The sequence below is a fragment of the Aliiroseovarius halocynthiae genome, from assembly GCF_007004645.1.
GTDB classification, from domain to species: domain Bacteria; phylum Pseudomonadota; class Alphaproteobacteria; order Rhodobacterales; family Rhodobacteraceae; genus Aliiroseovarius; species Aliiroseovarius halocynthiae.
Genome location: NZ_ML660019.1, coordinates 1,261,985 through 1,280,427, shown reverse-complemented (window position 1 = coordinate 1,280,427; position 18,443 = coordinate 1,261,985). Strand labels below are relative to the sequence as shown.

The window sequence follows — 18,443 nt, the reverse complement described above, 5'->3', positions numbered from 1 at the left end:
GCATTCGCGGTAAAGCCACATTATCCTGAACAGACCAAAGCTGACTACAATTCCCTATTAACGGCAGATCCAAACTATGTCGGAGCCCTAAACAATCTGGGTAATATCTTTCCAGATCAAGATGCACCCGAGCTGGCTTTGACCCTATTCGAACGCGCGGTTGGAATTGACCCGAGCGCGATTCATCGGCGGCGAAACCACGCCCAGGCACTTTATGATCTTGAGCGATATTATGATGCGCTATCAGAATCTGCCCCACAAGGCTTTGCACCCCGTCGACTTGAAAGGGCTTCGGGCTGACACGCCTTGATCACGCAAGCTGCGATGAGCTTTCGCCGATGAATTAAAGGGGCAAATCACTGCCCCTTTGCTTCGTTTACAAGAGCCTCGGTATACAGGCCCTAGGCCAGATCAAAGCGATCTGCGTTCATCACCTTAGTCCAGGCAGCCACGAAATCTTCGACGAATTTCTGCCCGGCATCTTCCTGAGCATAGACCTCGGAAATCGCGCGGAGTTGCGAATTTGATCCGAAGACAAGATCGACCCGTGTGGCGGTCCATTTCAGGTCGCCCGTGGCGCGGTTTGTACCGACATAGGTTCCATCGCCCTGATCAGCCCATTTGGTGCTGATGTCCAGCACGTTGGCGAAGAAATCCGTGTTCAGTTTGCCAGTGTTCTTCGTCAGGACGCCATGTGCACTCCCGCCATGGTTTGCGCCAAGAACACGCATACCGCCGACCAGAACCGTCATCTCGGGTGCGCTTAGGCCAAGAAGTTGGGCCTTGTCGATCAGAAGCTCTTCAGGAGAGATCGTGAATTCAGTCCGCTGCCAGTTGCGGAAGCCATCTGCGGCCGGTTCCAGATGGCCGATGCTTTCCACATCGGTCATGTCTTGCGTGGTATCCCCACGGCCCAAGGTGCATGGCACCAGAACACAATGACCCGCGTCGGCAGCGGCTTGTTCGACCGCAGCGGCCCCGGCGATCACGATCAGGTCCGCCATCGAGACGGGCTTGCTAAAGGTGCTGCGCAGCTTGTCCAGTCGGGACAGGACAGAATTTAGTTCGTCTGGTTCATTCACGTCCCAGCTGTTCATGGGTTCAAGGCGGATGCGGGCGCCATTGGCCCCTCCCCGCATGTCCGATCCACGGAAAGTCGAGGCAGACGCCCACGCCGTTTTCACAAGGTCCGAAACACTCAGCCCGGTATCCAAAACAGCGGCCTTCAGCGTGTTCACGTCCTCATCGTTCAGATCCGTTTCTGATGCCGGGATCGGGTCTTGCCAGATCAGCTCTTCACCCGGAACATCCGCACCCAGATAGCGTGCGCGCGGGCCCATATCGCGGTGGGTCAATTTGAACCATGCACGGGCAAAGGCGTCTGCGAACGCGTCCGGATTTTCATGGAACCGCTTGGATATCGGGCCATAGATCGGATCCATGCGCATCGCCATATCTGCCGTGGTCATCATGGTCGGCACCTTCTTCGACGCATCATGCGCCTGCGGGGCCATGTCTTCGTCGGTGACACCGACGGGTTCCCAGATATAGGCGCCAGCGGGTGATTTGGTCAGGTTCCAATCATAGCCGAACAGCAGATCGAAATAGCCATTGTCCCACTGGATCGGGTTTGCGGTCCACGCGCCTTCGATCCCGCTGGTGGTGGTGTCATCGCCGTGACCTGTGCCGTGTGCGTTGATCCAGCCAAGCCCCATTTCTTCGATCCCGGCGGCCTCGGGTTCGGGACCGACCAAAGACGGGTCCCCTGCCCCATGTGCCTTGCCAAAGGTATGCCCACCGGCAACCAGCGCCACGGTCTCTTCGTCGTTCATCGCCATGCGGGCAAACGTGTCGCGGATATCGCGCCCCGAAGCCAAGATGTCGGGCTCTCCGTTTGGGCCTTCCGGGTTTACATAAATCAGACCCATCTGCACGGCCGCCAACGGGTTTTCCAGAACGCGTTCGCTTGAATAGCGGCTGTTGGGGTTGTCGTCCGCCGCAAGCCATTCGGTTTCGGCGCCCCAATAGGTATCCTCTTCCGGTTCCCACACATCGGCGCGGCCTCCGGCAAAGCCAAAGGTCGGTCCGCCCATTGATGTGATGGCCACATTGCCCGCCAAGATCATCAGGTCCGCCCAAGAGATTTTGTTGCCGTATTTCTGCTTAATCGGCCATAACAGACGGCGGGCCTTGTCCAAATTTCCGTTGTCCGGCCACGAATTCAGGGGCGCAAACCGCTGCTGTCCGGTCCCTGCCCCACCACGTCCGTCCGCAGTGCGATATGTGCCAGCGCTGTGCCATGCCATGCGAATGAAAAGCCCGCCATAATGGCCATAATCGGCTGGCCACCAATCTTGGCTGTCCGTCATCAATGCGGTCAAGTCCGCCTTCAGATCTTCAAGATCCAGTGATTTGAACGCCTCAGCATAGTCAAAGTCGCGCCCCATCGGGTCCGACTTGGCGGTGTTCTGATGCAGCATTCTGAGGTTCAACTGATTGGGCCACCAATCCTTGTTCGAGCGCATCCCCACATTCGTAGCACCGTGCGCGACAGGGCATTTGCCCATGCTGTTTCCATCCATCTTCTGCTCCCATGTTTGACAGGTTGTCTAATTGTCAGGCAGCGAAAGCTGCCCTGAATATGGGGTTCAGTTTAGGCCCAGCGTGCGATAAGAGGAAATTGTACATTTTAATCCCTGCGATAGGTCAAGATTATGAGCAACATAACACTCCGCCAGCTGCGCTATTTTGATGCTTTGGCTGAACATGGCCATTTTGGCCGTGCAGCCGAGGCCTGTTCCGTCTCGCAGCCTGCCCTTTCGGTTCAGATCAAAGAGCTGGAAGAGGCATTGGGATGTGTGTTGTGTGAACGGATGCCGCGTCAGGTCCGCGTGACCACGTTGGGGCGCGAGTTTTTACGGCGCACGCGCGATATCCTGCGCGCGGTTGACGAGCTTGAGGATGTGTCACGCGCGGCACAGGACCATTGGGTGGGCGAACTTCGGATCGGTGTCATTCCCACCATTGCGCCCTATCTTCTGCCCAAAATCGTGCAGGAGTTAACGGACACATTCCCCGGCGCACAGATCCACATGCGCGAAACGATGACCTCGAACCTGATCCGAGAGCTGACGGATGGGCGGATAGACAATGCCATTCTGGCGCTGCCGATTTCTGACCCCTCCTTAACCGAGGTCCCGCTGTTTGAAGAAGAGTTCGTTTTGGTGCGCCCGCTGGCTGACAAGGACAAGCCGGTCCCCAATCGCGATGGGCTGCGTGAAATGCGGCTTTTGCTGCTCGAGGAGGGCCACTGTTTCCGAGATCAAGCCCTTTCTTTTTGCGACATGCAAAGCACCAACCCACGCGAGACTTTGGATGGCAGCGCGCTGACCACTCTGGTCCAGATGGTTGGTGCGGGGATGGGCGTGACGTTGATCCCCGATATGGCTGTGGGGGTCGAGACGCGCTCGGCGCCGGTCAGCGTGTCCCGTTTCAACTCGCCGAAACCCAATAGGACGATCGGGATGGTCTGGCGCGCAAGCTCTCCTTTAGCTGAACAGTTTTACAGGATGGCGGAATGTGTGAAACGCGCGGCGAAGCCCTGAGCAAAATCACGGACAGAACAAATCGTTCGTGACGCCAAACACCATTAACGACAGTACAACCGCCAATCCGATGGTCAGTAGGGCTTTCAATACCTTTTCCGATGGTTGCTTTCCAGTTGCGGCTTCCCAAGCATAGAAAGCCAAATGCCCCCCATCCAGAAGCGGAACCGGAAAGAGGTTCAGCATGCCAACAGCGGTCGACAGCAGAGCGATGAAACCCACAAAACTGATTGCGCCTTGCGCCGCGGCTTGACCCGAGATTTGAGCGATCCCAATCGGCCCCGACAAGTTACACGTCGAAATCGCACCGGTTATCATATGCCACAGGCCAGACAGGCTGCTTTGAATGATATAAAGTACGCGATCTACACCAGAAGTTACCCCTTCCCAAACCCCGACAGAACGCGTCGCCGGGTCAAAAACCATTCCCGAAGTAATTCCAATCAGCCAACGTGTTTCAAATCCACCATCGGCGGTTGGGATGTCTTGTCGGCGGGGCGTCAAAACGATGTTGAGTGGCGTTCCCTCGCGAAGGATGTCAAGCGCGAGTTCTTCTCCATTCCCATTCACAACGATGTCCCGCAACGCGTTGAAGGTCGGTACTGGAATCCCATTAACAGTTCGGATTAAATCGCCTTGCAATAACCCTGCCTCAAACCCGGCAGATTGCGGGTTAACCGAACCAACCAATGCTGGGAAGGGATGGGGTGCGGTTACGGTCATCTTCTGCCCACCACGCATAACTCCATACTCGACAAGCGCTGTTTCCGGCAATTTGTCTACCAATTGGCCGAAGTCCGATACCGGAGGTATGGGGACACCGGCAATCGACAGAATTTCGTCTCCGGTGCGCAACCCCTGCTCCATTCCCGGTATATCCAAAACCGTGTCTACAGACAGCGGATCGCGTGCAACACCTGAGGACATCGTCAAACCTGCAAAAATCAGGAACGAGAGGACGAAATTGAAAATCGGCCCGGCCGCGACAGTTGCTGCGCGTGCCCAAAGGGGGGCGCCGTGCATGGTATGTCGCCGGTCTTCTTCCGAAAGCTCGGCCATCACCTCGTCATCTGCCCCGCCTGAGGCTGCATTCGCGTCGCCGCGGAATTTCACATATCCGCCAATGGGAAAGGCTGCGATCTGCCACTGCGTGCCATGTTTATCCGTGCGTGCCAGAAGAACTGGCCCCATTCCGATCGAAAACACATCCGCTTTGATGCCGCTCCAACGCCCAACGATATAGTGGCCATATTCGTGGACAGCGACGATCACCGTAAGGGCTGCGATAAACGCAAGGATCGTGAAGGCAAGATTGCCGAAATCGGGCAGAAGGCTGATCAGATCCATGTCTATGAATTGTCCTTTAGAAGCGGAAGCGCAGCGCGCAATGGTTCGTTCTTATGAGTTATTCGTAGCGACAAGCCGGCGCGCGACCTCTCGTCCCATCTGGTCAGCGGCCAGCACATTATCAAGGGTCATTGCCGCGTGAATAAGGCTGGTATCGCCGTCCAATTGGGTCAATGTGTCCTCAACCAGACCGGCCATGTCCATAAATCCGATCTGCCCTGCAATGAAACCGTCCAAGGCGATTTCCTTGGCTGCATTAAAGACTGCTCCGGTCAATCCGCCTGCCGCCATCACCTCGCGTGCAAGGCGTAAGGCGGGATAGCGCGTTTCGTCGGGCGCGCGGAATTCCAGTTTGGCAACCGTGGCCAAGTCAAGTCGTTCGACGGGCAGATTGCGCCGCTCGGGCCAATGCAGCGCATAGCCAATGGCGTGGCGCATATCTGGCGCGCCAAGATGCGCCATCAAAGCGCCGTCGTTGAAGCCGACCAGCGCGTGAACCAAGCTTTGAGGATGCACCAGAACCTCGATTTGATCTGGGCTGACCTGAAAGAACTCTTTGGTCTCAATGACTTCCAGTGCCTTATTGAACATCGACGCACTGTCGATGGTGATCCGTTGCCCCATATCCCAGTTCGGATGTGCGCTGGCTTGTGCCAGCGTTGCAGTTGCCAGTTTTTCCAAAGGCCAATCGCGAAACGCGCCGCCGGATGCGGTGATGATAATCCGCTCGACGGCGTCCATGTCCTCGCCTACTATCCCCTGGAACACAGCAGAGTGTTCACTGTCGACCGGCAAAATCTGTGAATGATGGGCGTGCGCCGTCGCCATGATTAACGGTCCAGCGGTCACAAGGCTTTCTTTGTTGGCAAGGGCAAGTGTCGCTCGCGACTCAAGCGCGCGAAGCCCTGGCAGCAGCCCCGCAGCACCAACAATGGCGGACATAACCCAGTCGCATGGTCGTGTGGCGGCCTCTTCAATAGCTGCTTGGCCTGCTGCGACCTCTACACCACTGCCAAACAGTGCATCCTTCAGTTGGTCCAGATTCTCTTCATGTGCGGTTATGGCGATATTGGCGCGCAAATCGACGGCGTCCTTGGCGAGCTGCGCAATGTTTTTCCCGCCCGTCAGCGCGACGACGTCATAGGCCTCGGAGTCGCGACGGATCAGGTCCACGGTGGATTGCCCAATAGATCCCGTAGCGCCAAAGATCGAGATGCGGCGTTTACCCGTCGGTTCGCTCATGTCGTGCCCTTACCCTGCAAAGATCAAGGACCCGATAGCAGACAGAACAACCAAGGCCCCGGCTGCTCCGATCATTGCGTCGAACCGGTCCAGAACGCCACCGTGACCAGGGATCAGCTGAGAGCTGTCTTTAACACCGACCATACGCTTGATCGCGCTTTGAACGATATCACCCATCTGCCCAGCGAAGGCGATGAGCGGAATAAAAATCACTTCTAGCGGCGAGAACATGCCCTGCGACAGGCCGATCACCCCAAGCGCAAGCGCTCCTATCCAACCTGCAATCGTGCCCGACCAAGTTTTCTTAGGGCTGACACGTGGCCAGAATTTTTTACCGCCTATCAAACGCCCCGCGAAGTAACCTGCAATGTCTGACATAACGATAATCAAGATGAACCAGATCAGCAGTGGCCCTGGCCCCATGGCGATGAATCCCAGCCCAGCCAGCATGATCAGCAGCCCATAAGAAAAGCAGAGAAGGCGATGCTGCGCCAGAAGGGCTGCACCCAGAACGGGCACGATTAAAAGGACCAGAATCTTTGGTGAAAACAAAATCCCTGGCGCGGCCTGTGACCAGAAAACTGATAGGACTAAGCTTCCAGATGCGGCGAAACCAAGTGCAACTGGTAGCCATAGTGGTGCGGGCTGCAACAGGCGGATAAATTCCCACATACATAGGCCGATCACCAAAATGATCAGTGCTTGGTAGAAAGATCCACCATACCAGATCGAAAACCCTGCAACCGATGCCATGGCAATCGCGGACAGAAGGCGTGGCGCAAGGTCCGCCCATTTCGAAGATGATGTCTCAGAATTCATTTGGGGGTTATCGCATTGCCACGCATGGGTCACAAGTCAAAGTAACGCCCATATGTTTCCTATTCTGCAGCGGGCTGCACCGCACCATACCTGCGATCTCGACCTGCGAAGCGATCTACAACGTCACCAAACACTTCGGCCGAGAAATCCGGCCAGAGAGTGTTGATAAACTCGTATTCCGAATAAGCTGATTGCCACAAAAGAAAGTTCGAAATTCGCGATTCTCCTGAGGTGCGGATGACGAGGTCTGGATCTGGCAAAATACTTGTGTCCAAATAACTTGCAATCGTTTCTTCACCTACGTTATCTGGCGACAATGCGCCTGTGGCGACGTCTTGCGCCAGCCGTTTTGACGCGCGGGCTAATTCGTCCCGCCCACCATAGTTCAGTGCGATGGTCAGATGGACGTGGTCGTTATGCGCCGTCATCTCTTCCAACTCGCCCATCAAATTGATCAGCTTCTTGCCAAGACGTGAGCGGTCACCGATGAAACGCACGCGCACGCGCTCCTCTACCAAAGCACGTGCTTCTTTGGTGATATAACGGCGAAACAGACTCATCAGACCTGTGACTTCGGCCTCGGAACGTTTCCAGTTTTCGGTCGAGAAGGCAAAGATCGTGATATACTTTACACCCAGATCGGGACAAGCGCGCACAACTTCACGCACGCGCTTGGCCCCAGCATGGTGCCCAAACAGCCGAGGCTTGCCACGCCGCTGCGCCCAGCGACCGTTGCCATCCATGATGATGGCTACATGCTGTGGGGACGCGCTTCCAGCGCCACTGTCCATCTGTGCCAAGTCCATCACTGATCCAATACTAATTCAAAGTCCAGGCAGGTTAGACCTGCATGATCTCTTCTTGTTTGGTTTCCAAGGCCTTATCAACAACGCTAACGAACCTGTCGGTCAATTCCTGCACCTCGTCCGACCACATTTTCGCATCATCTTCGGACATGTTATCTTTGCCCTTTTTAATCTGCTGCATACCATCTTGACGGACGTTGCGCACAGCGACACGCGCATGCTCGGCGTATTGCGCGGCAACTCGGGTCAATTCGCGACGGCGCTCTTCATTTAGTTCGGGAATCGGCAGCAAGATGATGGTGCCATTAAGCTGCGGGTTAATCCCGAGACCGCTTTCTCGGATGGCCTTTTCGACGGCCTGCACCATGCTTTTGTCCCAGACATTCACGGTCACCATACGTGGCTCGGGCACGTTCACGGTACCAACCTGGTTTAGCGGCGTGCGCTGACCGTAAGCTTCCACAGTGATCGGATCCAGCATCGAGGCCGAGGCCCGCCCCGTACGCAGTGACGCAAATTCGGTCCTCAAAGAACCAATGGCACCTTCCATACGGCGTTCCAGATCGTCGATATCCAGTTCAAACTCTTCGTCAGCCATTGCAAGCCAATCCCTTCGTCTCTCAAGCTCTTATATTTCCGAGCGTGTTTCGCCCGGTATAACGCCACCGCCCCCCGATTGTATAGGTCCCGCTCCACTGACGGTGGCAAAGAAGTTTATCTTGGCGAAATTCCGCCCCTAGTTTCGTCTGAATGCAACGGCTAGCCGCCGACACGTGTATAGGTGCCCTGGCCGCCCAGGATGCCGCGGAAACCACCCGGTTCATCTAGAGAAAAAACAATGATTGGAAGATTATTGTCGCGGGCCAGTGCAATCGCCGACGCATCCATAACGCCCAGACGTTTGGTCAGCACGTCATCATAGGACACTGTGTCATACCGCACGGCGTCGTCATTCTTCACGGGGTCTTTATCATATACCCCATCAACCTTGGTGCCTTTGAAAATAGCCTCGCAGGCCATTTCGTTGGCCCGTAGGGTCGCCGCGGTATCTGTGGTGAAATACGGGTTCCCGGTTCCTGCTGCAAAGATGCAGACGCGCTTTTTCTCAAGGTGGCGCACGGCGCGGCGGCGGATATAGGGTTCGCAGACCTGATCCATCGGAATGGCCGAGATCACACGGGTAAATACCCCCAAACCTTCCAAGGCGGATTGCATCGCCAGCGCGTTCATCACGGTGGCCAGCATCCCCATATAGTCTGCCGTCGTGCGCTCCATCCCCTGTGCGGAACCCTGCAGACCCCGGAAGATGTTGCCGCCGCCGATCACCATGCAGATCTCGACGCCCATGTCGTGGACCGTCTTCACTTCGCGCGCAATGCGCTCGACCGTGGGCGGGTTCAGACCGAACCCCTGATCGCCCATCAGGGCTTCGCCCGAGATTTTCAGCATGACACGTTTATAGGTCGGCTCCGGGGTTTCACCCTCTGCCGTGGTCTGGGCCTGATCGCTCATCTGTTGCCACTCTCTAATTGTCGTGATTGTGTTGCCGGGCAATTTGACCGATTAGGGCGGAAGTTTCAATGTACGATCCGCCGGTCGGGCTGAAAAAAGTGAGGGCAAAGGCACGTGTCAAACGCACAGCACAGCATTACAGAACTGGCCCGTCAGGTCGGTGCAGATCAGCCAGTGTTGATCGCTGGCGCAACGGCATCGGGAAAATCTGCGCTGGCATTGGCGATTGCGGAAGCCTCTGGCGGGGTAATCGTAAATGCGGACGCCCTGCAAGTCTTTGAAAACTGGCGCATCGTAACCGCCCGCCCATCCATTCAGGACGAAGCGCGTGCGCCGCACATGCTGTACGGGCATATTCCGGGGGATCAAGAATACTCGGTCGGGCATTGGCTGCGTGAGGTTGCACCGATCCTGAATGGCCCGTCCCGCCCCATCATCGTCGGCGGCACGGGTCTGAACCTATCTGCGCTGACCGAGGGGCTTGCGGATATTCCACTGACGCCGCCTGCCATTCGCAAAGATGGCGAGGCACGACTGGCCGAAGGGGGCTTGCCGGCCCTGTTGGCGGATCTAGACCCTGAAACCCTTGCCCGCATCGATATACGCAATCCCGCGCGCGTCGCCCGTGCGTGGGAAGTGCAGCACTCAACGGGTCGGGGCCTGGCCAGCTGGCAGGATGATACGCCCCCACCCCTTTTGCCGCTTTCGGAGGCGCGAGCATTCCATCTGGACGCAGAGCGCGAATGGTTGCGTGACAGGATCGCGCTGCGGTTTGATCTTATGTTAGAAGATGGCGCGTTGGATGAGGCGCAACACAACCTTTCAAGCTGGGATCCGAAGGCACCGTCGTCAAAGGCCATCGGCGCGCCTGAACTGATCGCGCACCTGAAGGGCGAGGTGACATTGGAAGATACACGAGCCGCAGCCATTATAGCCAGCCAACAATATGCAAAACGTCAACGGACTTGGTTTCGAAAACGGATGAACGCCTGGAGCGCGATTCCCCTTGGGGTGGTGGCGTGACATCATCAGCCCCCGCTCTGAAAGAGTTATCCACACTGCTTCGCGCATTCTTGTGGATAGATCTGTGGAAAAGATGTATTCTGTGAAAAAAGCTGAGACAGGTCAAACAGCGTAAGCTAGCATTCGAGCAGTTCGTTAGATTTTTATGTTGCTGCGATTGTATGATATGTCTGAACTCTCACATCCAAATTCCCCGTTTCGCGTGCTACCGCTCGCGCGTTTAGGTGCTGGTGGGCGCTGGCGCACTGAAGCTATGCGATCCTATGGCGCACCAGTTTTACTGTGGTTCACTCGCGGTCAGGGTCGGATCACCATCAACGGCGTGACCTCAGGCTACGGCCCGCATAATTGCGTCTATTTGCCGGCAGGTACTATGCACGGGTTCGAAATGAACGCGCAAGTCGCAGGCACAATCATTGTATTTCCGCAAGGAAGCGAAGTACAACTTGGCCTGCCCCAAGACGCAGAGCACCTGCGTCTACGCGACGCAGATCGTCAGATTGACCTTAGTAATCTGGTTGATGATCTGCAGCGCGAAATGGAGAGGGGCGCGCCGCGTGCTGAGCGCGCCATGATGTGTCATGCTGGCCTAATTGCGGTGTGGTTAGAGCGTCAAATTGCGTCGATGGAAGACCACGATCGACGGCCTAAGTCTGGAGCTCGTTTGGTCAACGCCTATACAGCACTTGTTGAGCAGGATTTCCACAGCGTGAAGACCGTGCGCGACTATGCGGCTGAGCTTGGAATCACGCCCACCCATCTGAGCCGAGTGTGCAACAATGCCTGTGGGCGTCCGGCTTCGGCCATTCTGCAAGACCGTATAGCCTATGAGGCGCGACGCTTACTGACCGAGACACGAGTGCCGATCAAAGATATTGCCGCCTCATTGGGCTTCGCATCAGCCGCATATTTTACCAGATCTTTCCAGAAGCAAACCGGGCTTACTCCTTCGGCATTTCGCAAACAGGGATAGACACCCCCTACCCTGCAATAATATCAGCACACCCAATTCGTTGCATTTACAACGATTATAGTGTATGACTTATCAAAACAGGAGGACTTCATGAAAATCGAACGGATTCACCACGTCGCGTATCGCTGCAAAGATGCGAAAGAGACGGTCGAATGGTACGGCAAGATGCTGAAGATGGATTTCATTCTGGCCATTGCTGAAAACCACGTCCCATCGACGCACGAACCTGACCCTTACATGCACGTGTTTCTTGATGCAGGAAATGAAAACGTTCTGGCATTTTTCGAATTGCCCACAAAGCCCGAAATGGGTCGCGATCCAAACACCCCGATCTGGGTGCAGCATATTGCTTTCAAAGTAAAAGACCGAATGGAATTAATTGAATTCAAAGAGCATCTCGAAGCCAATGGCGTTGATGTTCTGGGCGTCACAGATCACTCGATATTCCATTCGATCTATTTCTTCGATCCTAATGGTCACCGCATTGAGCTTGCCTGTCCAGATCCCGAGGAAGAGGCCATGCTTAAACGTATGAACGAAATAAAGTGGGACATGCTGCATGAATGGTCCCAGACAAAACGGGCGCCAAAGCACGCGGAATGGCTGCACAAGAAAGAGCTGTCGAGCATCGAATGATCTCGGGTTCACGCAAAATTTTGGATGATCTATGAATGGGCGTGTCTTCAAAGGATGCGTCCATGTCGTTTTGATGGATCTCGATTTACCTCGCTACTCAAGTCGCCATGCTACGCAGAGGTTTTTACAAACCTGCCGACTTCGTCCGCCCACGGATACACGCAATTGGCAGGCAAGATTTTCAAGATGGCGCAGAAGCAGGGGCAAACGCGCTGGCATGCGCAGTATCATTTGCGGCTCGCTTAATTGGAACGCAGCTATTCGGGACCCGTAGGTCACGCTCTGCCGAAAATCTAGCTGCCCAGAATGGCCTTCACATAGCCTTGGGTCTCTTTATAAGGCGGCACGCCATTGTATTTTGCCACAGCCTCAGGCCCTGCGTTATAGGCTGCAAGCGCAAGGCGCCAAGACCGGAAACGGTCATATTGCTGCCGCAGATACCGCGCCCCACCTTCAAGATTCTGCGCTGGATTCCACGGATCCACACCAAGCTTGCGTGCTGTAAAGGGCATCAACTGGGCAAGACCGATGGCCCCTGCATGGCTTTTCGCTTTGGGGTTCCAGCCGCTTTCCTGCTGGACCAGTCGCAAAAACAGATCTTCGGGAATACCATGCCGCCGTGCCACTGCCTGCGCAATCGGCAAGAACTGGCCTTTGTAATTGCCCCGATAGCTGGGAATTCCATAACTGGTAGGTGTCTCGGGCCCGTTCGGTGTCAGCTTAATCGAATTCGAATACTGTTGTGCTGCTCGAGAATCGAGCACATTGAGCTGAGATTTGAAACTGCTCCGCCCGCCCGACGACCCAAACAGATCTTCGGCCGCCGCTATATTTCCCGGTGCGTCTAACGCAAGGGTAGCGACAATACCCAGCCCGGCAATTGAGAAAACTCTTTGGCGCAACTTCCCCGCCCCCACTTTGAATACGGTGACAATATAGGTGCATTGTACGCTGGTGCAAAGTGCTGCACGTCACAAGCTGCAGATCTCAGCGCATCTCGCGCTTCAGATCGCAGAAATCACGTTCCACTCGCCCGTATATGGTGTAACCATATGGCCCAATTTAGAATCGAAAGGACGCAGGATGGCGGGTTCGCTTAACAAGGTCATGCTTATTGGTAATCTGGGGGCAGACCCCGAGGTGCGGACCTTCCAGAATGGTGGCAAAGTGTGTAACCTGCGCATTGCCACGTCCGAAACCTGGAAAGACCGCAACACCGGCGAACGCCGCGAAAAGACGGAATGGCACACCGTGTCCGTTTTCTCGGAGGGGCTTGTGCGCGTGTGTGAGCAATTCTTACGCAAAGGCTCGAAAGTCTATGTCGAGGGTCAGCTGCAAACCCGAAAATGGCAGGATCAGTCGGGCAATGATCGTTATTCGACAGAAGTCGTACTGCAAGGCTTTGGCGGCACGCTGACCATGCTGGACGGCCGCAGCGGTGGCCAGGGTGGCGGCGGACAAGGTGGCCAAAGCGGTAGCTACGGCGGCGGAAACCAGGGAGGTTTTAGCGGCGGTGACAGCGGTCCGGCCCCCGCTGGCGGCGGGTTTGATGACGAAATCCCGTTCTGATCCGAACACATGATTTTCAAAAAGGTCGCCTTTTGGCGGCCTTTTTTTGCGCGCCACGGTTGTTCAACATTTTGCCCGCCCCATGTAGCAGATATGGCCCACACGCATCCGATAACTGAACGCCCTGTCAATATCCTGCTTCGCCTCGAAGGCGCTGCGATTTTTGGCGTATCTTTATGGTTTTACGCAGGTTTGGGGGCGACGTGGTGGCTGTACCCCGTGTTGTTCTCGATCCCAGACCTGTCAGCCTTGGGCTATCTGATCAACAAACACGTTGGAGCGTGGTGCTATAACTTAGCCCATACCTACTTGATCCCAATGCTACTGGCCATTTTGGCCGCGCTTGGGCCCGCAGATCTGTGGGTTATGGGCGTCGTCTGGTTGGGCCATATCGGTTTGGACCGAGCAGTTGGCTATGGTCTAAAGTCTCGATATGGTTTCAAAATGACCCACATATCACTGAAGTAACATGATATTTTAGGATTGACGCTCCGAAAGCGTGTCTTCCAGCACGCCTTTCACAACGCCTAGATCGACATCATCGGCGACAAATGCATCGCCAATGGCACGGGCCAGAATGAAGCGCAGTTTTCCCTGTTCGACTTTTTTGTCTTGCCCCATCAGCTCGAGCAGCCCATCTGCATCGGGCAGATCGCCGGGAATATCCAGAATATCCTTTTTCATTCCCATCTCCGCCAGATGCGCGCGAAAGCGCGAGGGGCTTTCTTGACTCATCAGCCCCAGACGGGCTGAGGTCTCGAATGCCAGCGCGCAACCGATGGCGACGCCTTCCCCATGCAACAAGCGGTCGGAATAGCCTGTTGCCGCTTCAAGCGCGTGACCAAATGTGTGACCGAGGTTCAAAAGCGCGCGGTCGCCTTGCTCGGTCTCGTCGCGCACGACAATGTCGGCTTTCATCTGGACGGATCGACGCACGGCCTCTTCCCGCAGCACCAGATCACCACCGGCCAAGGCGGGTCCGTTGACTTCCAGCCAGTCGAAGAAATCTGCGTCGCCTAGGCCACCATACTTCACAACCTCGCCGTAACCCGCCAGAAAATCGCGAGATTTCAGTGTTCCCAGCACATCGATATCGGCCAGAACCAAAGACGGCTGATGGAAGGCGCCGATCAAGTTTTTGCCCTGAGGCGCGTTGATCCCGGTCTTGCCCCCGACCGAGCTGTCGACCTGCGCCAGCAAGGATGTAGGCAGTTGCACAAAGCGCACGCCACGGCGCAAAATGGCCGCCGCAAAGCCCACCAGATCGCCAATCACACCACCACCAAAGGCAAGCACAACGTCTTTACGCTCGACCTTCTGCTCCAGCAGCCATTCTACGGTTTGCATGAGGAACGGCCAGCTTTTGGTCGATTCCCCGGTTGGAAGTATAAGTGCCTCAGTGGTGATACCCTCGGCAGATAGACCGGCATTCAGCGCATCAAGATGCAGCCCAGAGACAGTTTCCTCGGTCACGATCCACACTTTGGGACGCGGCAAAAGCGGCGCGATCTCGGCCCCCGCGCGCGCAATCAAACCCGGCGCGATCCGCACATCATAGGCGCGATCCCCCAGTGGGACGTGAACTGTTGTCATTCCGGAAGCTCCTCAAGCACGTCAGGGCGCGTTTTCAACACGTTGATCACGGCCTCGGCCATCTGCGCGATGGTATAGTCTGGATGTGCGTCCACGGCCAGATCTGCCAGTTCGTAGATCGGCACGCGCGCATCATAGATTTCGGTCAATGTGGCCTTTGGGTCCGGCGTGCGCAGCAACGGACGTGTGTCCTTGTGTTTCACACGGTTCCACAATAGCTCGAGATCCGCGCGCAGCAGAACCGCAACGCCCCGTTCGCTGATCATGCGGCGGTTGCGCTCGGCCATAAAGGCCCCGCCACCGGTCGACAGAATGGCGCGTTCGCCATCCAGAAGTCGACCGATAACCTCGGTCTCCCGGTCGCGAAAGAAAGCTTCTCCGTCGCGCTCAAAGATCTCGGCGATGGTCATATTAGCCGCGCGCACGATCTCTTCATCGCTGTCCAGAAATGGCACTTCAAGCAGGGCAGCCAACGCCTGCCCCACCGCGGTTTTTCCCGCACCCATCATGCCCACCATAACGATGGATTTTTTCACGTTGAAAGCCAAAACGGCATCCACTTGCCCAAAATACAGATTTCTTTCCTGAATGGCGTGATCTTACGGAAAATACCATATATAAAATCATCAAAACGAATTCCGAGGCAGAAAGTAGGTGACTCTCCATGCGTATGCGCTTGATCAAACTCTTGTTTTTTCTTGCAATTCTTGGCGTAATAGGGTTGTCGGGCTATGCCTATTTAGGCGATATGTCCCCCCCCAGCGAGCCGCAAAGCACCACAGTGATCCTGAATGAAAGCTGATAGGATCACAATCGCAGCGCTTATTGGCGCAGCATTGACTATGATGGCGGGTCTGGGGCAAGCGCAAGTCACAGACGGTAACGCCCCCCTGTCTGCGATTGGCTGGTTGTCAGACAGCGTTGCCCTTCCAGTACCATCAATCAACAGCGCTGTACTACCACCAGACCCAAGCGAGCCCGAAACGGCAAGTGGCGCGGCCGTTGCGCAGGTTACAATGAGTCTTCTGGAAGCGCCGGTGCTGGATTCCGTCGGTCTGCTGTCCAACGCGACCACTGGTTTTTCGCGTGATCTTTGGGGACAATCGCGCCCCGACGATCTGGCGCGCCGCATCACTAGCATGCCTTTGCACCTTTATCCAGCGATGCAGGATCTTCTGAACACGCTGCTTCTGACCGAACTGAATCCACCCAAAGGTGCGCGCACGGGTGACGATCGCCTGTTCATGGCGCGCGTTGATCGGCTGTTAGCCATTGGGGCGTTGGATCAGGCCGAAGCCCTTTTGAAGCGAGCGGGCAACACCAATGCGAACGTTTTTCGCCGAGGATTCGACACGGCCTTGCTATTGGGCGTCGAAGATCGGTTCTGCGAGGTTCTGAAAAACTCGCCCGATCTTAGCCCCACATTTCCGGCCCGAGTCTTTTGCCTAGCCCGCTCGGGCGACTGGGAAGCCGCTGTTCTGACACTCGAAACCGGTCGAGCCTTGGGCTATATTTCGGACTTCGAAGATGCCCTTTTGGCGCGTTTTCTTGATCCGGATCTATTCGAGGGGGAGCCGCCCTTGCGACGCCCCCCAGACTTGACTCCTCTGAACTATCGGATGTTTGAAGCCATCGGCGAACACATCCCCACGGGTAATTTGCCTCTTGCTTTTGCACAAGCCGATCTGCGCGCCAATATCGGATGGAAGGCCCGTGCCGAAGCCGGAGAACGTCTGGCGCGCGTAGGCGCGGCGACGCCAAACCAGCTGCTGGGGCTTTACACCGAACGCCGTCCCGCGGCCTCGGGTGGGATCTGGGACCGAATGCAAACCGTCCGAAGGTTCGAGCAGAGCCTAAACAGCGGAAATGAGGCTGCGTTATCTGCGTCACTGAAGGCACTGTGGCCGCAGATCGAAGACGCCGCGCTGGAGGTTCCGTTTGCGAGGTTGTTTGGCGAACGACTCATGTCGCCCCCTCCCAAAGACCCGCAGGCCCGCACTGTCGCTCTGTCGCTAGGATTGTTGTCATCCAGCAGCGAAGAGTTTGCTGCCTCGTGGCCAACCCAGCCAGACGATCAAAAGGAAACCCTATTGACCTCAATTGCATTGGGTGACACCGAGGGCGCATCGGCCTATGACGCAACATCGCGTGCAGTGATTGAGGGATTGAACGCCACTGAGGTCCCCACCCGCCTGAAGTCTATGATGGACAGTGACCGGATGGGCGAAGCGATCCTGCGCGCCATTACGCTGTATGAAAGCGGCAGCCACGGCAATCTGGATGAGATTGCGGATGCGCTGGCCTTCTTCCGTCACATCGGGTTGGAACGCGTCGCCCGCCAAGCCGCGCTGGAGGTTCTGATCCTTGAGAGGCGCGGATGACGCCCGATCACGCGCGCTGGATTTCCGGGTTTCTTGAAGCACAAGCGGCCGAACTGGGCGCGTCCGAGAACACACGTCTAGCTTATGGCCGAGATTTGAAGGCGTTTACCGAGTATCTCGAGCGTAAGAAGCTGGCCTTTGACACCCTATCGCGTGCCGAAATCGAAGCGTTTTTGGTTGATTGCGATCTGCAAGGGCTTGCAACCTCGACCCGTGCACGCAGGCTTTCATCTATCAAACAGCTTTATCGCTTTGCGTATGAAGAAGGATGGCGCAAGGACAATCCCGCGCTGAAAATTCGGGGTCCGGGGCAGATGAAATCACTGCCTAAAACCCTTTCAGAGGATCAAGTTGACGCCCTTCTGACTGCGGCCCGCACCGTTGGTCGCAGCAAGTCAGATCGCCTTCGCAACACATGCCTGATGGAGCTTCTCTACGCCACAGGAATGCGCGTCAGCGAACTTGTCACCCTGCCCGTTTCGGCCACGCGTGGCGACCCACAACTTCTGCTGATCCGCGGCAAAGGTGATAAGGACCGGCTGGTCCCATTATCCCGCGAGGCCCGCATGGTTCTGAATGAATGGCTTACCTGCCGGGATGAGGCGGAAGAAACCGCACGCATCGAAAAAGGTGTTAAACCGTCACCTTTCCTGTTTCCGTCCAACGGTTCTGCGGGGCACCTGACCCGTCATCGCTTTTATGGGATCATCAAGGAAATCGCTGTCTCTGCCGGCGTGCCCCCGAATGACGTGACACCGCACCGGTTGCGCCACGCATTTGCCACGCATTTGCTGGCCCATGGCGCTGACCTAAGGTCAATACAGGCTCTGCTCGGCCATGCAGATCTAGCCACGACCGAGATTTACACGCATGTTCTGGAAGAGCGCCTGAAGGATCTGGTGTTCACCCACCACCCGCTAGCGGAAAAGGACTGACC

19 protein-coding genes are annotated in these 18,443 nt (G+C 56.1%); 9 read left to right on the top strand and 10 right to left on the bottom strand.

The features are described 5' to 3' along the window. Positions 1–401: 401 nt before the first annotated feature. A complete protein-coding gene (katG, locus tag FIL88_RS06380; RefSeq protein ID WP_142852938.1) occupies positions 402–2,582 on the bottom strand; it encodes a catalase/peroxidase HPI in 2,181 nt (726 codons plus the stop codon). Between the two features lie 132 nt (positions 2,583–2,714). Here katG and FIL88_RS06375 point away from each other — a divergent pair, with 132 nt between their 5' ends. Further along, positions 2,715–3,605 (top strand): LysR substrate-binding domain-containing protein, encoded by an 891-nt coding sequence (locus tag FIL88_RS06375; protein ID WP_142852937.1) that lies wholly within the window; start codon positions 2,715–2,717, stop codon positions 3,603–3,605. A 6-nt stretch (positions 3,606–3,611) separates the two neighbouring features. Here the strand turns inward: FIL88_RS06375 and rseP are convergent, their stop codons facing one another. The 6 genes from rseP to pyrH form a co-directional block, all read right to left on the bottom strand. Further along, positions 3,612–4,952 (bottom strand): RIP metalloprotease RseP, encoded by a 1,341-nt coding sequence (gene rseP, locus FIL88_RS06370; protein WP_142852936.1) that lies wholly within the window; start codon positions 4,950–4,952, stop codon positions 3,612–3,614. Between the two features lie 51 nt (positions 4,953–5,003). After that, positions 5,004–6,194: a 1-deoxy-D-xylulose-5-phosphate reductoisomerase gene (gene dxr, locus FIL88_RS06365; RefSeq protein WP_142852935.1), complete on the bottom strand. Its 1,191-nt coding sequence runs from the start codon at positions 6,192–6,194 to the stop codon at positions 5,004–5,006. A 9-nt stretch (positions 6,195–6,203) separates the two neighbouring features. Further along, on the bottom strand, positions 6,204–7,013 hold the full coding sequence (locus tag FIL88_RS06360) for a phosphatidate cytidylyltransferase (protein WP_142852934.1): 810 nt from the start codon (positions 7,011–7,013) through the stop codon (positions 6,204–6,206). 59 nt (positions 7,014–7,072) lie between these two features. Then, positions 7,073–7,819 (bottom strand): isoprenyl transferase, encoded by a 747-nt coding sequence (locus FIL88_RS06355; protein ID WP_246066625.1) that lies wholly within the window; start codon positions 7,817–7,819, stop codon positions 7,073–7,075. A 34-nt stretch (positions 7,820–7,853) separates the two neighbouring features. Next, entirely contained in the window at positions 7,854–8,417 is a 564-nt protein-coding gene (gene frr, locus FIL88_RS06350; RefSeq protein ID WP_142852933.1) for a ribosome recycling factor, read from the bottom strand. A gap of 161 nt (positions 8,418–8,578) precedes the next feature. Continuing rightward, positions 8,579–9,331, bottom strand: coding sequence for a UMP kinase (gene pyrH, locus FIL88_RS06345; RefSeq protein ID WP_142852932.1), 753 nt, complete (start codon positions 9,329–9,331; stop codon positions 8,579–8,581). Between the two features lie 114 nt (positions 9,332–9,445). Between pyrH and miaA the strand changes: the two genes are divergently transcribed. From miaA to FIL88_RS06330, 3 genes are all read left to right on the top strand, one after another. Next, positions 9,446–10,354 carry a tRNA (adenosine(37)-N6)-dimethylallyltransferase MiaA gene (gene miaA / locus FIL88_RS06340; RefSeq protein WP_246066624.1) on the top strand — a complete coding sequence of 303 codons (909 nt, stop codon included), beginning with the start codon at positions 9,446–9,448 and terminating at the stop codon, positions 10,352–10,354. Between the two features lie 145 nt (positions 10,355–10,499). After that, positions 10,500–11,327, top strand: a complete 828-nt coding sequence (locus tag FIL88_RS06335) for an AraC family transcriptional regulator (RefSeq protein ID WP_246066623.1) — start codon at positions 10,500–10,502, stop codon at positions 11,325–11,327. A 90-nt stretch (positions 11,328–11,417) separates the two neighbouring features. Further along, positions 11,418–11,963 (top strand): VOC family protein, encoded by a 546-nt coding sequence (locus FIL88_RS06330; RefSeq protein ID WP_142852930.1) that lies wholly within the window; start codon positions 11,418–11,420, stop codon positions 11,961–11,963. Between the two features lie 293 nt (positions 11,964–12,256). Here FIL88_RS06330 and FIL88_RS06325 read toward each other — a convergent pair whose 3' ends face one another. After that, positions 12,257–12,844, bottom strand: a complete 588-nt coding sequence (locus tag FIL88_RS06325) for a lytic transglycosylase domain-containing protein (protein ID WP_407642353.1) — start codon at positions 12,842–12,844, stop codon at positions 12,257–12,259. Positions 12,845–13,046: 202 nt separating this feature from the next. Between FIL88_RS06325 and ssb the strand changes: the two genes are divergently transcribed. After that, positions 13,047–13,532 (top strand): single-stranded DNA-binding protein, encoded by a 486-nt coding sequence (gene ssb / locus FIL88_RS06320; RefSeq protein ID WP_142852928.1) that lies wholly within the window; start codon positions 13,047–13,049, stop codon positions 13,530–13,532. Positions 13,533–13,625: 93 nt separating this feature from the next. Then, complete coding sequence (locus FIL88_RS06315; RefSeq protein ID WP_142852927.1) at positions 13,626–14,000, top strand: DUF4260 domain-containing protein; 375 nt, start codon at positions 13,626–13,628, stop codon at positions 13,998–14,000. Positions 14,001–14,009: 9 nt separating this feature from the next. On the opposite strand, the gene aroB is transcribed toward FIL88_RS06315, so the two are convergent. Together aroB and FIL88_RS06305 are read right to left on the bottom strand one after the other, a co-directional pair. Beyond that, a complete protein-coding gene (aroB, locus tag FIL88_RS06310; protein WP_142852926.1) occupies positions 14,010–15,125 on the bottom strand; it encodes a 3-dehydroquinate synthase in 1,116 nt (371 codons plus the stop codon). Next, on the bottom strand, positions 15,122–15,685 hold the full coding sequence (locus FIL88_RS06305; RefSeq protein ID WP_281281288.1) for a shikimate kinase: 564 nt from the start codon (positions 15,683–15,685) through the stop codon (positions 15,122–15,124). The genes aroB and FIL88_RS06305 overlap by 4 nt, the downstream gene beginning before the upstream one ends. Positions 15,686–15,789: 104 nt before the next feature. On the opposite strand from FIL88_RS06305, the gene FIL88_RS16640 reads away from it, so the two are divergent. Genes FIL88_RS16640 through FIL88_RS06295 form a run of 3 tightly spaced genes read left to right on the top strand, consistent with a single transcriptional unit; the run spans position 15,790 to position 18,441 of the window. Continuing rightward, positions 15,790–15,927 carry a hypothetical protein gene (locus FIL88_RS16640; RefSeq protein ID WP_185960893.1) on the top strand — a complete coding sequence of 46 codons (138 nt, stop codon included), beginning with the start codon at positions 15,790–15,792 and terminating at the stop codon, positions 15,925–15,927. Further along, positions 15,917–17,506: a hypothetical protein gene (locus FIL88_RS06300; RefSeq protein WP_142852924.1), complete on the top strand. Its 1,590-nt coding sequence runs from the start codon at positions 15,917–15,919 to the stop codon at positions 17,504–17,506. The genes FIL88_RS16640 and FIL88_RS06300 overlap by 11 nt, the downstream gene beginning before the upstream one ends. Beyond that, positions 17,503–18,441, top strand: a complete 939-nt coding sequence (locus FIL88_RS06295) for a site-specific tyrosine recombinase XerD (RefSeq protein WP_142852923.1) — start codon at positions 17,503–17,505, stop codon at positions 18,439–18,441. Before FIL88_RS06300 ends, FIL88_RS06295 begins: the two co-directional genes overlap by 4 nt. Positions 18,442–18,443: the final 2 nt, after the last annotated feature.

Coding starts and splice junctions, on each gene's coding strand:
- FIL88_RS06300 (WP_142852924.1), top strand. CDS start 15,917: ATGAAAGCTGATAGGATCACAATCGCAGCGCTTATTGGCGCAGCATTG.
- FIL88_RS06375 (WP_142852937.1), top strand. CDS start 2,715: ATGAGCAACATAACACTCCGCCAGCTGCGCTATTTTGATGCTTTGGCT.
- FIL88_RS06360 (WP_142852934.1), bottom strand. CDS start 7,013: ATGAATTCTGAGACATCATCTTCGAAATGGGCGGACCTTGCGCCACGC.
- frr (WP_142852933.1), bottom strand. CDS start 8,417: ATGGCTGACGAAGAGTTTGAACTGGATATCGACGATCTGGAACGCCGT.
- katG (WP_142852938.1), bottom strand. CDS start 2,582: ATGGATGGAAACAGCATGGGCAAATGCCCTGTCGCGCACGGTGCTACG.
- FIL88_RS06295 (WP_142852923.1), top strand. CDS start 17,503: ATGACGCCCGATCACGCGCGCTGGATTTCCGGGTTTCTTGAAGCACAA.
- FIL88_RS06315 (WP_142852927.1), top strand. CDS start 13,626: ATGGCCCACACGCATCCGATAACTGAACGCCCTGTCAATATCCTGCTT.
- rseP (WP_142852936.1), bottom strand. CDS start 4,952: ATGGATCTGATCAGCCTTCTGCCCGATTTCGGCAATCTTGCCTTCACG.
- FIL88_RS16640 (WP_185960893.1), top strand. CDS start 15,790: ATGCGTATGCGCTTGATCAAACTCTTGTTTTTTCTTGCAATTCTTGGC.
- aroB (WP_142852926.1), bottom strand. CDS start 15,125: ATGACAACAGTTCACGTCCCACTGGGGGATCGCGCCTATGATGTGCGG.
- FIL88_RS06355 (WP_246066625.1), bottom strand. CDS start 7,819: ATGGACTTGGCACAGATGGACAGTGGCGCTGGAAGCGCGTCCCCACAG.
- ssb (WP_142852928.1), top strand. CDS start 13,047: ATGGCGGGTTCGCTTAACAAGGTCATGCTTATTGGTAATCTGGGGGCA.
- FIL88_RS06330 (WP_142852930.1), top strand. CDS start 11,418: ATGAAAATCGAACGGATTCACCACGTCGCGTATCGCTGCAAAGATGCG.
- FIL88_RS06335 (WP_246066623.1), top strand. CDS start 10,500: ATGTTGCTGCGATTGTATGATATGTCTGAACTCTCACATCCAAATTCC.
- pyrH (WP_142852932.1), bottom strand. CDS start 9,331: ATGAGCGATCAGGCCCAGACCACGGCAGAGGGTGAAACCCCGGAGCCG.
- dxr (WP_142852935.1), bottom strand. CDS start 6,194: ATGAGCGAACCGACGGGTAAACGCCGCATCTCGATCTTTGGCGCTACG.